At 66.0% G+C, this 14358-nt stretch carries 14 protein-coding genes; 10 read left to right on the top strand and 4 right to left on the bottom strand.

Annotated features, from left to right (window positions below; genetic code table 11):
• The 3 genes from E4U92_RS30160 to E4U92_RS36035 all read right to left on the bottom strand — a co-directional run.
• Window positions 1-2230: tetratricopeptide repeat protein (locus tag E4U92_RS30160; RefSeq protein WP_168725224.1), on the bottom strand; the 2230-nt coding region annotated here is incomplete at its 3' end.
• 92 nt (window positions 2231-2322) lie between these two features.
• Window positions 2323-2715 carry a hypothetical protein gene (locus E4U92_RS36040; protein ID WP_168725223.1) on the bottom strand — a complete coding sequence of 131 codons (393 nt, stop codon included), beginning with the start codon at window positions 2713-2715 and terminating at the stop codon, window positions 2323-2325.
• A 973-nt stretch (window positions 2716-3688) separates the two neighbouring features.
• Window positions 3689-4135, bottom strand: a complete 447-nt coding sequence (locus E4U92_RS36035) for a DUF4145 domain-containing protein (protein WP_168725222.1) — start codon at window positions 4133-4135, stop codon at window positions 3689-3691.
• A gap of 921 nt (window positions 4136-5056) precedes the next feature.
• Between E4U92_RS36035 and E4U92_RS30150 the strand changes: the two genes are divergently transcribed.
• From E4U92_RS30150 to E4U92_RS30140, 3 genes are all read left to right on the top strand, one after another.
• Window positions 5057-6748, top strand: a complete 1692-nt coding sequence (locus E4U92_RS30150; protein WP_137303596.1) for a zinc ribbon domain-containing protein — start codon at window positions 5057-5059, stop codon at window positions 6746-6748.
• Window positions 6741-7604: an RNA-binding protein gene (locus E4U92_RS30145; protein ID WP_137303595.1), complete on the top strand. Its 864-nt coding sequence runs from the start codon at window positions 6741-6743 to the stop codon at window positions 7602-7604. Before E4U92_RS30150 ends, E4U92_RS30145 begins: the two co-directional genes overlap by 8 nt.
• Before the next feature lie 841 nt (window positions 7605-8445).
• Window positions 8446-9240: a GntR family transcriptional regulator gene (locus E4U92_RS30140; protein WP_137303594.1), complete on the top strand. Its 795-nt coding sequence runs from the start codon at window positions 8446-8448 to the stop codon at window positions 9238-9240.
• Here the strand turns inward: E4U92_RS30140 and E4U92_RS30135 are convergent.
• Window positions 9224-10267: an NsdA family TPR-like regulatory protein gene (locus E4U92_RS30135; RefSeq protein WP_174864060.1), complete on the bottom strand. Its 1044-nt coding sequence runs from the start codon at window positions 10265-10267 to the stop codon at window positions 9224-9226. The two genes, E4U92_RS30140 and E4U92_RS30135, sit on opposite strands and share 17 nt — an antisense overlap.
• A 427-nt stretch (window positions 10268-10694) precedes the next feature.
• On the opposite strand from E4U92_RS30135, the gene E4U92_RS30130 reads away from it, so the two are divergent.
• The 7 genes from E4U92_RS30130 to E4U92_RS30100 all read left to right on the top strand — a co-directional run bounded on the left by E4U92_RS30130 (window position 10695) and on the right by E4U92_RS30100 (window position 14101).
• The gene (locus tag E4U92_RS30130; protein WP_137303593.1) at window positions 10695-11042 is read left to right on the top strand and encodes an SCO3933 family regulatory protein; all 348 of its coding nucleotides are present in this window, start codon (window positions 10695-10697) and stop codon (window positions 11040-11042) included.
• 2 nt (window positions 11043-11044) lie between these two features.
• Entirely contained in the window at window positions 11045-12403 is a 1359-nt protein-coding gene (locus tag E4U92_RS30125; protein WP_137303592.1) for an FtsK/SpoIIIE domain-containing protein, read from the top strand.
• An 84-nt stretch (window positions 12404-12487) separates the two neighbouring features.
• Window positions 12488-13168 (top strand): DUF2637 domain-containing protein, encoded by a 681-nt coding sequence (locus tag E4U92_RS30120; protein WP_137303591.1) that lies wholly within the window; start codon window positions 12488-12490, stop codon window positions 13166-13168.
• Window positions 13169-13184: 16 nt separating this feature from the next.
• Window positions 13185-13379: a hypothetical protein gene (locus E4U92_RS30115; RefSeq protein WP_137303590.1), complete on the top strand. Its 195-nt coding sequence runs from the start codon at window positions 13185-13187 to the stop codon at window positions 13377-13379.
• 1 nt (window position 13380) lies between these two features.
• Window positions 13381-13572, top strand: coding sequence for a mobile element transfer protein (locus E4U92_RS30110; RefSeq protein ID WP_137303589.1), 192 nt, complete (start codon window positions 13381-13383; stop codon window positions 13570-13572).
• A 14-nt stretch (window positions 13573-13586) separates the two neighbouring features.
• A complete protein-coding gene (locus tag E4U92_RS30105) occupies window positions 13587-13742 on the top strand; it encodes a hypothetical protein (protein WP_137303588.1) in 156 nt (51 codons plus the stop codon).
• A 35-nt stretch (window positions 13743-13777) separates the two neighbouring features.
• Window positions 13778-14101 carry a SpdD-like protein gene (locus E4U92_RS30100; protein ID WP_137303587.1) on the top strand — a complete coding sequence of 108 codons (324 nt, stop codon included), beginning with the start codon at window positions 13778-13780 and terminating at the stop codon, window positions 14099-14101.
• The last annotated feature ends 257 nt before the right edge of the window (window positions 14102-14358 follow it).

Here is a 14358-nt window from a genome sequence, read left to right as displayed (position 1 = left end):
CGCGCCCGGCAATGCCGTAGGAGTTGGCGAGGTTGTGGCGGGCTTTGAGGGTGGCGGGGTGGTCGGGACCCATGACCCGCTCCCGGTCGGCAAGGACCCGCTCGCGCAAGTCGAGGACGTCCTGGATGCGCCCGGCAGCGCCGTAGGAGACGGCGAGGTTGTGGCGAGCGGTGAGGGTGGCGGGGTGGTCGGGACCCAGGACCCGCTCCCGGTCGGCAAGGACCCGCTCGCCTAGGTCGAGGGCGTCCTGGATGCGCCCGGCAGCGCCGTAGGAGATGGCGAGGTTGTGGCGGGCGTCGAGGGTGTCGGGGTGGTCGGTACCCAGGACCCGCTCGTAGTCGGCAAGGACCCGCTCGCGCAGGTCGAGGGCGTCCTGGATGCGCCCGGCAGCGCCGTAGGAGACGGCGAGGTTGTGGCGAGCGGTGAGGGTGGCGGGGTGGTCCGGACCCAGGACCCGCTCCCGGTCGGCAAGGACCCGCTCGCGCAAGTCGAGGGCGTCCTGGATGCGCCCGGCATCGCTATAGGAGATGGCGAGGTTGTGGCGGGCGTCGAGGGTGTCGGGGTGGTCGGGACCCAGGACCCGCTCGTAGTCGGTCAGGACCCGCTCGCCGAGGTCGAGGGCGTCCTGGATGCGCCCGGCAGCGCCGTAGGAGGCGGCGAGGTTGTGGCGAGCGGTGAGAGTGTCAGGGTGGTCAGGACCCAGGACCCGCTCGTAGTCGGTCAGGACCCGCTCGCGCAGGTCGAGGGCGTCCTGGATGCGCCCGGCAGCGCCGTAGGAGGCGGCGAGGTTGTGGCGAGCGGTGAGAGTGTCAGGGTGGTCGGATCCGTGGATGCTGCTGCTGAGGCGGAGGGCGGTTTCGTCGTACTCGACCGCCTGGCGGTAGAGGCCTGCTTCGGTCAGGCTGCCGCTCACCCGATAGACGCATGAGTGGATGGTGGGCTGCCATAGGGCCGGCCGGGTGAGCCGGTCGAGGTGGACTACATTGGCGCGCAGCAGGGCGGCCAGTTCCCGTTCCTCGTGGTCGTGGCGGGGCCACAGACTGGTGAGGGCGTCGGCGGCGGCGCGGGCGGTGGCGGACAGTAGGCCGGTTGGGATGGTCTCCCGGACAGCGCGGGCGACCAGGGCGTGCATACGCAGGGGAGCGGTGTCAGTGTCCTGGGTGATCAGGGCGTAGGTGCGCAGATGTTCCAGCGCCTTGTGTACTTCCGTCTCGGTGACGGGTGGGTGGTGTTTGCGCAGCCAGCGGCGCTGTGGGGGGCGGGCAGTGCGCAGGTGGTCCAGGGCTTTGGGCGTGGTCCATGCGGTGGCGGGGTGGCCGAGGGGGTCCATGAGGGAGGCGAGGTGGAGCAGGGGCCTGGCCAGGTGACTGGTGTCGGCTTCCTCGACGGCGTCGAGGGAGAGCAGCAGTGAGGCGGTGACGGGCCGGCCGTAGCCTTCGGTGTCCGCGCTCTCCGGCAGGAGGTCTCCCAGTCGGCTGCCGGTGTCGCGCAGCAGGGAGAGGTAGTCGGCCATGGTGCGCCGTTTGTTGATGAGATACGCGGCGGCGTGGCCGAGCGCGAGGGGAAGGTGACCGAGTTCGGCCGCTATCTCGCCCGCCCGGTCGGGCTGGTGCAGGTGGCCCTGGCCGGCATCGGTGAGCCGACGCTTCAGGTAGGCGCGGACCTCGGAGTCGGTGTAGAGGCCGATCCGGATCAGGGCGCGGCCCCCTCCGCTGAACTGGGCGTCCTCGCGTCTGGTGGTGGCCAGGACCCAGCCGCGGCCGCTCCCGCAGTCGGGCCACCACTCCCAGAGCCAGTCGGGGTCGCTGATGTCGTCCAGCACCACCAGCCACCGCCGATCGGTCGCCGTCAGCCACCGCAGAAACAGCCGCGCCGCCTCGTCCTCGTCGTCCGGGACCGCTCCGGGAAGCTGCAACCGGTCGGCGGCTTCCGCGTATGCGCTGACGACCTGATCGATGCTGGTGGCGCGCACCCACACCAGCACATCCAGTCCGGCCTCACCGGAACGCTCCTGATCCCGCAGCTCCCGCGCCAGCGCCGCCGCGAGCTGGCTCTTGCCCACTCCGCCAAGACCGGACAGCACCACGTCACGGCCCTCGCCACGCGCCGCCTTCGCCTTCTTGCTCACCTGGGTACGGGGCTGGAAAGCAGCGGCCGGGCGCGGCACATCCCCCACCCACACCGGCCACTCGACCGACGAACCCCGCACCGGCGCGGGATGCACATGCATGTCCCCGGCCACCTGCGTCACATCCCCGTGCGCCTGCGCCGTCTGCCGTGCACGCCGCTGTCCCCAACCGGCCGACATACCTGCCCCTTGCCTCAGCCCCGGTTCCCGCCGACCTGATCGATGTCCCCCGCACCATCGGAGCGGGCCCTTTGCCGCACGTCCTCACGCACTACGGCACCCGGTGTCCCGGACCCTGCACCCTGGCTGCCGCCCGTCTGCCGGATACGGCCTCCGCCGCGGGCCGACTGCCGCACCCGGCGCGTCCCGGCCCCGCCGGCCTGCGACGCCCACCAGCCCAGAGCCGCCAGCACCCCCGCCGCCACCACACCCGCCACCGGACCGATCACATCCCACGGATCATCACCCCCCTTGACCAGCACCGCCCACGGCACCGCCACCCCAGCGAACGCCAGCGCCGACCCCACCACCGCCACCAGCCATCGCACAGCAGCCTGCACAACCCACCCCTGAGAAAGATCCGTCATGAAGCTCCGGACCGACCATGCTGGCACGCGAAGACTCCCGCCCACCGTATGAACCCACAAAACTCAGCTAATACGCGACACCACGTCACCACGAGCGGCGAAGCCTCAAAGGGGAGGGACGACCTGTCTTCTTGCCCTGGGTCCTGTCGGGGATCTTGGTGAGCTGGGTTTTTGCTGCTCAGAAGCGGTGGGGTCGTGCGCCTGGTGGTCGCCTTTGGTCGTCATTGGCCACTGTCGAGCGGCCTCGGACGGCCCAGGGACGGCCCAGCCGCCGAAGCTCCGCCCCAGTCTCTAACGTCGCCGGAGCCGACCGATAGCGCTGCACAGCACTTCGAACCAGCTCACGCAGAGATACCGCAGTCTCCACATCCAGCCTGCCCGTCGCCTCAGGCGCTGAGGCCCCAAACCGTGCGTCACGCCTGCGGGTGCTGGAGGCCGGCGGAGCCTGGGTGCCCGACTTCGCCTGGCACCGCCGTGTAGGTGGCAGAAGCCGTTCCAGCCCGCAGCATTACGGCATGCTTGCCCTTGCCGTGTCACACCAACGCAACGCCCCATGAACCGATTCTGACGTGGCCACGGCGAGCAGGAGCGCCAGTTTGCATCTTTGGGTTGTGACAGTTGTCCGGCCCTGCGCCCACGGCAATCAGCTTGGGAAGCTTGGGTTCTCTATGGGTGGTTGCTGAGCTGACCTGCGGTGGAGCGGCCCCGGGGCCTGGCTGACCGGCGGCCTGGTCCCTGTCATTCCCCGTGGTTCCCCGCAGGATCTGGCATGGTCCTGGCACGACCTCTTCGTCCCGAAGCAACTTGGACGGGGGCTCGGCCTTGGGGTCGTGGCCCGCTGAGTTGCTGTGATGGTCCACAGGCGTACGTGGTTGTCCGCCAGCGTTCTGCGGCGTTGTCACGCAGTTGGACACTCACTCGATGTCGTCTCTCGCCGACGTGTGGGTGCCGTTGTGAGCACGCCAACGTAACTTCAGCTATTCGGTTTTCCCTCTGGCGCAGCGGCGTTAGCCGGCCCCGAGAGCGCCTGGGAACGCTCTAGGCGCCGCTGCTGGGCACGTGTAACGCGAGCTGGTGACTGAAACAGATCGTTGAGCACTTCATCCATGAGCGTCAAGATCTCTTCGGCCATCTCGTGATCAATTGGGGTGAGATCGCCATGAGCCGTCTCGTTACCGCCGAAGCGCACTTCGTGGGCTGCTTCCTTGATGTGCCCGCGCAGTAGCCCCTGCTTGTGAAGCTCATCAATCTTCGCGATCAGGTTCCCTTTGGTGATCCCCTTTTTCTTCGCGGATGCCTCGACCACGGCCCGCGCAAGTGTGACGGCGGCTCGGTCCGCCTTGATCGCCAGGCAGTCGTGCGCTTCAACTGCGAGCGACTCGACGTCTGCGGGTACATCCGGGAACGTCCTGTTGGACATCGCGGGAGGAAGCCATCGTGGCTCCCGGGCTTGGGGGTGGTTCCAGAGATCGGAGGGGGCCTCGTCCCAATCGTTCGTAGGCTGGAAGTCTGTCCACCCGTAAGCGAGCACCAGACGACGGCAGTTGGCACACTGATAGGTCTCGAACCCTACGTTGAGACGGCTGTTGTGGTCGGGGATCACCTCGGAACTCCCAACCGGCCTCATGTGAGCCAACCGTCCACACCATCCGCATGTCGTGCTCGCCATGGTCGGAGACTAGTGCGAAGCGCCACGCCAAGCATGGGGTTTCGACCGCACTGCGCTCCGCCCCGACCAAGCTACAAAGCTGGCCTGCGCCGGCGGCGTCGAGGCCCGCAGCTTGGGAAGCTGCGAGTTCTCGGGACCGGATTAGGCGCTGACCTGGTCGAACGGCTCTGATACGGCCTCGCCGGAGCTGGCCGCCTTCGCCGTGGTTCCCCGCTGCTCTCCGCTCTGTTTGGTGCGCGTCCGGTGCACATACGAGTGCACACGACTGCGTCGGCCGCGACTGCTTGATTCGCCCAACCTAGCTGCGCCGAGTGGTGGACTTGTGCGCTAATGACCCTGTGGACTGGACAGCATCAACGGCCTGTGGAGCGTCGCATCGCGTCACACGGCGTCGCCGCCCTCCGCATACGCCCTGTTGCACGGACGATGCCAGCGCTGCTCGGGCTGCGGTCACTCAGCCAGGGATCAGGCGGCCTTGTGCGCTGGCGTCGTCGTCAGAGCTGGCGCGCCTGTCGCCTTTTATTTGCTCGTCAGTGTCATTGCGTCCTGCACCCAGAGTGGGAGATAGTTTCCATCTGTGGGCGGCGCATGGGGCCCTTCCTTCGTAGGTCCCGAGCGTAGACACACAGTGAGCTAGTAGCGGAAAACTCATAATCTACCCGTGGGCAAGGAATGGCAAACACCCCGATCGAGCCCCTGACGGCTAATGTCTTCGAAGAGCGCGCCGAGTACCTCTCTAAGGGTGAACTAGCGGCGTGGACGGCATCGACAAAAGCAGATAGAGCCATCCTTGCAAAGCTCAAAGGGCCAGGCGCGAAACTGCTCATCGGCCCGCGAGGTTGCGGGAAATCCACCCTGCTGCGCCGCGCCTACTTCGAGCTCCAGGAGGAAGGGACCCATCTCGGCGTCTACGTTAATTACAGTAGGTCCCTAGCGTTGGAGCCTCTGTTTCATAAATCGGCGAACGCTCTGCAATTGTTTCGCCAATGGGTTCTACTCAAGATTGCCGTTGGCGTTAAGGAAGCCCTAATAGAGGGCGAACGAGCAATCCCCCATACGCTAGAGGAGCTGACAGCAGACGCCCAAGCGTATATCAAGGCACTAGAAGCAGGAACTGCAGACTCTATCCCTGACGTCTACACTACGCCGACCGAGCTTCTACATGCCCTGGAATCGTGGACGCAGGTTAGTGGCATGAAAAGATGTGTCCTACTCCTAGACGATGCGGCACATGCTTTTTCGCCAGACCAGCAACGGGAATTCTTCGAAATCTTCCGAGAACTTCGGTCGCGGACAGTATCGGCGAAGGCCGCCGTTTATCCAGGCATCACAAGCTACTCGCCGAATTTCCATGTCGGACATGAGGCCGAACTCGTCGAGTCCTGGCTTCGTCCGGATGAAGACGGCTACCTCGAAGTCATGCGCGAGATCGTAAACCGCCGAATTCCGCCCTCTCATTTGAAAAGGCTAAAGGGGCGCGAGGAGCTGGTTGATTACCTCGCTCTGGCCTCCTTCGGATTGCCGCGCGGTTTCCTAGTCATGCTTTCGCAGCTACTAGGAGTTGAAGAGGATGAAAGCCATAACCCTACGCGGAAAATGGCTGAGGTTGCAATTTCCGACCATGCTGCCTCTGTCCGCCAAATCTTTAGCACCCTCGCCGGTAAGCTTCCTCGATACAGACACTTCGTAGAGTTCGGGCAGGAGTTGGAAGCGGGTTCCGTTCGGCAGCTGCAAATCTTCAACGCAGCCAGACGTGATCGCTCTAGAGCAACAGTTATCGCTTTCCATGAGCCCATGGATGCAAAGCTAACCCGCATGGTCGCCATGCTGGAATATGCTGGCATTCTGCGCGATGCCCACACGGTATCGCGGGGTGTGAAAGGTGTGTTCCATCGATACACGCTCCACTATGCGATCCTGATTGAAGGAAATGCGCTCAGTCTGGGCAGGGCATTCTCTGTTACGGACATCATTTCTGCTCTAGTTACTCGCGACGCGCACGCCTTCTCGCGGCTACAACCCACTAATGTTCTGGGTGCAGACTACGAGGATAGGTGCACTCTGGACCTACTTCCATGTCAAAATTGTGGCGCGCCACGCTACTCCGAGGACGCACAGTTCTGTATGAAGTGCGGTCGCCAGTTGAGAACGGCGTCAATTTACGAAGAGCTACTCAAGGCTCCGATTGAGAATCTGCCTCTGACGAAGAAAAAGCGCGACGGACTGCTCAAGTATACCGAGATTCGTACCGTGAATGACATTTTGCTCGACGAGGAGAATGTACAGATTCGCCGAGTGCCGCATATTGGTCCGGTGTGGGCTAAGCGAATTAAGCGCTACGCTGAGGAGTTCGTAAGTGTCTAAAAAGCACAACGTTAACTCCGTTTCGGCGGCCTGGGAGAGGGTTAATCTGCCACCCGAGACCACAAACGCAGAGTTTTCGGCGTGCTGCGTGAAGTCTGAGACCGGTGATAGCCCTATTGATGCATTCTATGGAAACCTGAGTGACGTGCTGCGCCTTGGGCTCCCTGATGCCCTCGCAAAGAACGACACCCTCGGCAGGCTGCTGGCGCTGGGAATTGTGACGGGGACAGAATCCTACTTCAGATCCATCTTCTTGGGGCTAATAAATACCTGTCCCCTCGTTAGAGAGAAGGTCGCTGACCAGCTGATTGCCCTAGGGGCGGTGGACTACTACGGGCCCAGCAAGTTGGGAATGGGATTGTTTGAAGGCGTTAGCTTTGCCAGTGAGTCTGAAATCAAGAAGAGAAGTGGCTCTCTTCTGGGTTTTTCGTGGCAGCCGCACAGTTCCCTTGCGATTGCTCTTAATAATTTCGACGTTGTGTGCCATATTCGCCATGCGAGTGTGCATTCGCATGGCGTGCTAAGTCGAGGAAATGCTAAAGCGTTGGGCTTGAGGAGTAGGGAGGAAACGACACAGATCGTATTGGATTTCGCCCACCTACAAAAAATCGCCCTCATATGTACTAGTGCTGTGCGTGAGTTCAATTTGATGCTCTACAAGGCGACGGTCGAAAAATGGGTACAGAACAGGATTCTTGTTGGCGCATGGAGTGCTGACAAAGTTCTAATGCGAAGCGCTTTCGATCTTTTCCGTTCCAGGGTAGACGGGACATCTCCCAGAGACGCTTATCGGTCCTACCTTGCTTTGCAACCATTGATTCGGCAGAGGTGGTCACACGGGAACGCGCGGAGATAAGGTGCCGAATATTTGCCCGGGCCTGGTTTTCAGTCGGTGTGGTGGGCTCTGGGGGGCTTAGCGTTGAGGGTTTGAAGACTGAGGTCGGTGGAGTCTCAATGACCCAGTCAAGGGCACGTACCCTGCCCGCCGTGAGTCCCTGCCCGACTGGCACGTGATCGGACGTGCGAGGCATGGCTGAGGGGGTCCGGGCCGGTCCCCGAACCCCCTCGCATCAAGAGCGCGATCGAAGGTTGGCGGTCCTCCGCCGTGGCGGGATGCTCTTGGTGGGCGCACCCTGACGTTGTCTCCGGCGGGCGCTGCGCAAGGCGACTGTAACGCTCCGGGCACCTTGATCGCCAACGGCCAACCACGTCTCTGCGCCGACGACTTGTGCGTGGTCGAGAGGTCGGTGGAGCGATTTTGGGCTGGAGCTGCTTCGGCGCGAGTGATCATGGTCCCGTAAGCTTCCGGCGCGTCGGGCAGTCTGTGGACCTGCCCGGTAAAGCACGACGTTGGGGCCATGATCTTCGAGGCTCGCGCCGAAGTGGCTGCCTCAAATCGCGGAGCCGGCCGCCCCAGCCACGACGTACCCCTTTCTCTTGCCTGAGGCGGCTGATTGCTGTGAGCGCGGCATGGGCGCCGGCCGGGCTGGAGCGGGGCGGAGACAGGAGCGCAGGCCCGGCCGGGGGCCGGGCCGCGCGCGGTGAGCGGAGCGAGCCGCCTTGATCAAGTAGGGAAAGTTGTACCGCGCTTGGCAGCGGACTGATCGTCGGCGCTTCGTCCATCTACTCGCGTGAGTGGTCCACAGCTACAGTTGTGGTGGTCGACATAACAGGACGACAGGGAGCGTGCTCGCCGGATGGGACCCAAGTCGGAGCGGGTCTACCGCACGATTCGTGAGTGGATCGCTGCGGGCAAGTACTCGCCAGGTTCCAAGCTCCCGTCCGAGCGGACTCTGTCGGAAGAGCTGGAGATCGGCCGCACGGCCCTGCGTCAGGTGCTGGCCAAGCTCGTTGCTGAGGGCCTCGTCGAGGTTCACGGCCGGAGCTCCTACCGGGTGCCGGATCGGTCCGTGTCCACGGAGGCGCCGGCTGATGTGGAGCCCTGGCAGATCCATGGTGAGCGGACGCTGTATGACAACCGCTGGGTGAAGCTGAGCCTCGTTGACGTCGAGCCGCCCGGCGTCGACCGGTTCGAACATCACGTAGTGAAACTCCACCACGTAGCCATCGCCGCGGTCATCGACGAACAGGACCGCGTCCTCATGATGTGGCGGTATCGGTTCGTCCCCGACTCCTTCGGCTGGGAGCTCCCCGGTGGCATCGTCGACCAGGGTGAGGAACCCCTTCAGACGGCCCTCCGTGAAGTCGAGGAAGAGACCGGATGGCGACCGAACGAGCTTGAGCACGTGGTCACTTACCAGCCCATGGTCGGCATGGTCGACTCGCCGCATGAGATCTTCGTCGGCCGTGGAGCCAAACTCGTCGGGGAGCCGACCGACCTGGAAGAGGCCGGGCACATTGCCTGGGTTCCTCTGTCCGACGTTCCTGGACTGATGGCCCGTGGTCAGCTGATGGGGTCGGGGACCCTGGTCGCCCTTCTCCATGTGCTCGCTTCACGGGGCGCCGGCACCTCGCCTACATCCGCTGCATGAGCTGCTCGATCCGACGCCGGTGACGCACTGACCCGGTTCGACTTGCCACCAGTCGGGCCTGCCGCAGGTGCTTCTGTGCCTCGCCGTACTCGCCGCGGGCGATGTGGGCCTGGGCCAGGTCGCAACGGAGACCCGCCGATGCCCTGATGAACGTGGGGTCCGTGGTGTCCAGCGCGGCGTACAGGCTGCTCACGGCTTCGGCGTCGCCGGCCAGGGCGAGTGCGCTTCCTCGCCACCTGGTCAGGTGGCCTTCGTTGAGGAAGATGCTCAGCATGTCGGGGTCTCGGGCGTCCTCTCCTGCGGGCAGATGCCGCGTCGCGAGCTCAAGGGCTCGTTGGCAGTCGTCGGGGAGTCCTGCTCGGGCGCAGATCTCCGCTTCAGCTGCGTACAGCCACGCCCGGAGGCGCGGGGACATGCGCTGTCCGCCGAGCCTTTGCGCCTCTCGGACCAGGTGGACGGCTGTCTCGGGGCGTCCGGCGTCGCAGAGTACATATGCCTGCTCGGCGGTGGCGTGCGCGAGGTACATGGGCTCCTCGGCCTCCTGGGCGGCCCGCTTCCCCAGCTCGTAGTGCCGCCAGGCTCGCTCGACCGCGCCGACGTCGAGGGCCTGCCAGGCGGCCAGGGTCGCTGCACCGGCCAGGGCCAGGGCGACCGGACGCCGGGTCTCCGGGAGTACCGCGAAGGTGAGGGCGTCTTCCAGTCGCGACAGGTGGGCGGTCATCTCGTCGACCAGGCTTGCGGCGCCCATCTGCCGGTCGATGGTTCGGAGTAACTCGGTCTGGTCCATGAACGTCTTGACCATGGTCAGGCTTACGTTTCGAGCCTCGTCGATACGGCTGATCAGCTCGTCGTATCCATCGGCCGGGGTGAGTGCCGGCGGTGACTGCGGTGCGCCGGTCAGTTCGGCGTCGGTGACTCCGAGCAGGGCGCGGAGGATCTTGGCGTAGCGGCTGGAGATCGTCCGGCGGCCGTTCTCCCACTCCGATACGTACACTCGCAAACTCGCGGTTGAGGCAACGGTCAGCATGTGCTGGCGCGCATGGCGTTCGATCTCCCGCACCAGGCGCTCCTGCGACCATTCCCGCGCCGTCCGTGCTGCCCTGAGTCCACTCATCGTGTACTGCCGCTCCACGTTGGGGTGTTGATCCGTAACAGCAGCATGCCTCACATCATCGCAGGTCGACAGGGGTTAACGGGGTTGCTGTTAACCCCTGTTGACTACCGGACCGTTCCTCGCCGCGCTTCTCTTGAAGTGTCGCAGGCAGGCGAGTTGAAGCGCCGGACCAGCGACCGTGCTTGACAACTGGTGCGCACCAGAGGGAACCTTCTGGTGCGCACCAGAAGGAAGTGCAGCTCTATCCCGCCGCTTTGCTGCGGCATGCCATCACTGCTCAGGAGCGGCGACCCACCGCCAAGCAAGTGCGCCGCTCCCGCCCTTGGAAGGGACCTCCATCATGCGTCAGATCCCCGTCGACACCTCCGCCGCGATCGTCATGGTTGCCAAGCCCGCTCAGCCCAAGGTGCGTGACCGCCGTACCGGTGAGATCGCCTTGGACGCCGACGGCGTGAAGCTGATGACCGTGGACGTGATGTTCGCGGCCAACGACGAGGTCGAGATCCTGTCCGTCACCGTTCCGGAGACTGGAATCTCCGGTGAGCTGGCCATGGGGACTCCGGTTGCGCTCACGGGTCTGATCGCCCGGCCGTGGGAGAACGAGTTCAACGGCCAGAAGCGGCACGGCATCGCCTTCCGCGCGGTCGCTGTGACCTCGCTGGCCGCTGCGGGCGCGAAGGCGGCCTGATCATGACCACCTGGTTACTGGTCACTGTGCTGGTGGTCGCTGCCGCTGCGGGTCTCCTGCGGTGGCGGCGCCCCGCCTGGTACTGGCTCTCCTTCGGCGTCACCCTCGCCACCGTGCGAGTCCTGGTCCGGTACACGACGGTGATGGACGCGTGCGGGCTGACCGTTCCGCCGGCTCGGTGGCGGCTGGCCCTGGCTCGCATGACCGGTCGGCAGACGCCGGAATTTCGGGCGCCGCGCATCCTGCGGCTGCGTCCGACCCGCACCGGCCTGGTGCTCCGTCTCAAGCTCAGGCCGGGGCAGGACGCCTTCGACGTCGCCGCCGCCACCGACCGGCTCCGCCACTCCTTCGGGCTGTACGGCGTCACATCCCGCGAGATCCGCTCCGGGGTCGTCGAGGTACGCATGACCGGCTACGACGTGCTGAAGCGGGTGCAGATGCCCGCCAAGTTCGACACAGGGCCGATGCGTGTCCCGGTAGCCCTGCGCGAGGACGGCTCGGTCCACTACCGCGACTACCGGACCGTCCCGCACGGGCTGACCCTCGGCGCCACGGAGTCCGGGAAGTCGGTCTACCAGCGCAACCTGGTGGTCGGCCTCGCCGCGCAACACGTCGCCCTGGTCGGCATCGACTGCAAGCAAGGGGTGGAGCTGTTCCCGCTTGCCCGCCGGTTCTCCGCGCTGGCTGACGATCCCGATACCGCCCTGGAGCTGTTGGAAGCACTTGTCGGGCACATGGCGGACGTCTATCAGCTCATCCGCGCCGAGCAGCGCATCAGCGTCGCCGTGCCGGATGCGGAGATCGCCTCCGACATTTGGGACCTGCCCGAGGATCTGCGGCCGGTGCCGATAGTGGTCCTGGTCGACGAGGTCGCCGAACTCGCCTTGTACGCCACCAAGGACGAAGAGAAGCGACGGGACCGGATCATCACCGCGTTGGTCCGCCTCGCCCAGCTCGGTCGCGCGGCCGGTATCTACCTGGAGGTCTGCGGGCAGCGCTTCGGCTCCGAACTCGGCAAGGGCATCACCATGCTCCGCGCCCAGCTCACCGGTCGTACCGCCCATCGCGTCAACGACGAGACATCCGCGAACATGGCCTTCGGCGATATTGCGCCTGACGCTGTGCTGGCCGCGATCCAGATTCCCCCCGAGACGCGCGGGCTGGCCGTCGCCGGAGACTCCACCGGCGGCTGGCATCGCATCCGCGCCCCGCACACCTCGCTGCGCGACGCCGTCAACATCTGCAACAAGCACGCCCATCGCACCCCCGACGTGCCTGCGCTGGCGGCCTTCCGCCCCGCCGTCGCCGCGGTACCCCCGGCCCGGGTCCGGCTGACCAAGTCAGCCCCCGCCACGGCCTGAACGTCACCCCTGCCTCGGTCGGTGCGACCACCCTCGTGCCAGATCCCTACCCCGGCCATGCCTGACGACAGAAAGGGAACCGTGATGGCCCGCCCCGCTCTCCGCGTCGACGCCGTCCTCGTCCAGGCCGTCATCGCGGGGGCGCTGTCCTTCGCCCACCTTCACGACCTCGCCGCCGCTGCCGGACAGGACGGTTGGAAAGCCTGGGCCTACCCGATCAGCGTCGACCTGCTGCTGGTCGCCGCCTGGCGTCGACTGCGCACCGACGGACCGACCCGACTGGCCTGGTGTTGGTTCGTCATCGCTCTGGTCGCCTCACTCGGCGCCAACGTCGCCACCGCCGGCCTTCTCGACCTGCACACCGTCCCGGCCTGGCTACGCATCCTCGTCGCCGCCTGGCCCGCGCTCGCCTTCCTAGGCGGCACCCTCCTCGCCCACACGCCCGCGCACGTCGAGCCGGAAGCGCGGGCCGACACCGACCCCGCACCCGGCCCCCCGGCCGCCGAGGACGACCAGGAGCACGCCCCCGCGTCCGGGGCCGATACCAGGGAGCCCGCCGCGCTTATCGCATCCGAGCCTGAGCCCGTACCGGTTCCGCCTGCGGTGTCCGCTCCTCCGGTCCCGGCCGCGCTGGTCGATCACGCCCGCAAGGTCGCCGACGACCACGAGCAGCGAACCGGTACCCCGATCGACTCCGACACCCTGCGCGCTCGCCTCGGCGTCCCGCCCCAGCTCGCCGACGCCATTGCCGCCCGGCTCACCTGACAGGAAGGCACCACCCATGGCCACCGACCCCTACGGGCTGACCGTTGCCGACTACCTCGACGGCGTCCACGACATGGTCGCCGCAGGCAGGCCCTACCTCGCCCACCTGCTCGCCGAGGAAGCCGCCCGGCTCACGCCCCGACCGGCCACCGCCGCCGGACTCCGCGCCACCTTCCCCGACCCGACGACCAGCCGAACGGAGACCGACTGACATGCCCGCCCGCGACCACTTCCACTCCGTGATGCGCATTGGCCCGGTGCAGATCGGCACCCACCGCGACCGGCGCGGCTGCTCCGTGCACGCGGCGGTGTGCACCAACGACGGCTGCGGCTGGTCCGCCGACTACTCCAGCCGCTCCGCTGCCCAGCTCGCCGCCCGTACCCACCGCTGCCGCATCAACTGACCGGAGGTTCTGCCATGGACGTCCCGCTCTGGCTCGCCCTGCTCTGCGTCGGAGTCCTCGGCGTCAAGCTCATCCGCCCGCCCTGGTGGCTCATCGCCGTACTCCTTCTCGGCGGCTACCTCCTCGCCGACAGCCTCCTTGCCCCTGTCATCGACACCGCCGTCAAGTAACCCGCTCGTCCGCCTACTTGAAAGGAGAACCGCTGATGTTCCGGCCCCAGCTCCCGACCATGCCCCAGCCGACCGGCCTGGTCACGCCGTCCACCGCGGTCGTCGTCGAGCCGACCACCGTCACGCCCGGTACCCCGGTCCCGCCGCCGGCCTCCGCCGCCCCGGCCTCGTCCCGGGCGGTCGTGCAGCTCACTCCCGGCACCGCGCTCGCTCTCGTCGGCGGCGGCACCATCGGGGTCCTGGTCGTCGGCGCCGTTCTGGTCTCCATGCTCCTGGCGGTCGCCATCACCGGCGCCTCGGTCGCCGTCTGCGCCGTCGTCCTGCGCTCCTTGCTCAATGCCGACGCCAAGCGTCGCTGACCGGCCCCGGGCGGCTCCGATACCGCCAAGCATCCGCCGCCCGGGCGCCGTCCCTACCTGATCCCGAAGGAACCGGAAGGAAGCTCCAGCATGCCGCAGCCCACGCGCCCGGCACCGTGCATCTGCCCGAACTGCGACGGCTTCGACTCCGTCGCCATCACGACCGGCGGACGCACCCCACCTGGCCACCTGCGCATCATCACCGTCGACTGCCGTGCCTGCCACGGCGCCGGCACCGTTCCTGCCCGTCGCAACCG

It is taken from the genome of Streptomyces galbus, from assembly GCF_005280195.1.
Lineage (GTDB): Bacteria > Actinomycetota > Actinomycetes > Streptomycetales > Streptomycetaceae > Streptomyces > Streptomyces galbus.
This window is presented reverse-complemented; position numbering and strand designations above follow the sequence as displayed.

What these genes read in the sequence shown, in the direction of transcription:
- E4U92_RS30110 (WP_137303589.1), top strand. Translation starts at nt 13,381, where the DNA reads ATGCCCGCCCGCGACCACTTCCACTCCGTGATGCGCATTGGCCCGGTG.
- E4U92_RS30105 (WP_137303588.1), top strand. Translation starts at nt 13,587, where the DNA reads ATGGACGTCCCGCTCTGGCTCGCCCTGCTCTGCGTCGGAGTCCTCGGC.
- E4U92_RS30150 (WP_137303596.1), top strand. Translation starts at nt 5,057, where the DNA reads ATGGCAAACACCCCGATCGAGCCCCTGACGGCTAATGTCTTCGAAGAG.
- E4U92_RS30125 (WP_137303592.1), top strand. Translation starts at nt 11,045, where the DNA reads ATGACCACCTGGTTACTGGTCACTGTGCTGGTGGTCGCTGCCGCTGCG.
- E4U92_RS30115 (WP_137303590.1), top strand. Translation starts at nt 13,185, where the DNA reads ATGGCCACCGACCCCTACGGGCTGACCGTTGCCGACTACCTCGACGGC.
- E4U92_RS30100 (WP_137303587.1), top strand. Translation starts at nt 13,778, where the DNA reads ATGTTCCGGCCCCAGCTCCCGACCATGCCCCAGCCGACCGGCCTGGTC.
- E4U92_RS36035 (WP_168725222.1), bottom strand. Translation starts at nt 4,135, where the DNA reads ATGTCCAACAGGACGTTCCCGGATGTACCCGCAGACGTCGAGTCGCTC.
- E4U92_RS30135 (WP_174864060.1), bottom strand. Translation starts at nt 10,267, where the DNA reads ATGCTGACCGTTGCCTCAACCGCGAGTTTGCGAGTGTACGTATCGGAG.
- E4U92_RS36040 (WP_168725223.1), bottom strand. Translation starts at nt 2,715, where the DNA reads ATGACGGATCTTTCTCAGGGGTGGGTTGTGCAGGCTGCTGTGCGATGG.
- E4U92_RS30140 (WP_137303594.1), top strand. Translation starts at nt 8,446, where the DNA reads ATGGGACCCAAGTCGGAGCGGGTCTACCGCACGATTCGTGAGTGGATC.
- E4U92_RS30130 (WP_137303593.1), top strand. Translation starts at nt 10,695, where the DNA reads ATGCGTCAGATCCCCGTCGACACCTCCGCCGCGATCGTCATGGTTGCC.
- E4U92_RS30120 (WP_137303591.1), top strand. Translation starts at nt 12,488, where the DNA reads ATGGCCCGCCCCGCTCTCCGCGTCGACGCCGTCCTCGTCCAGGCCGTC.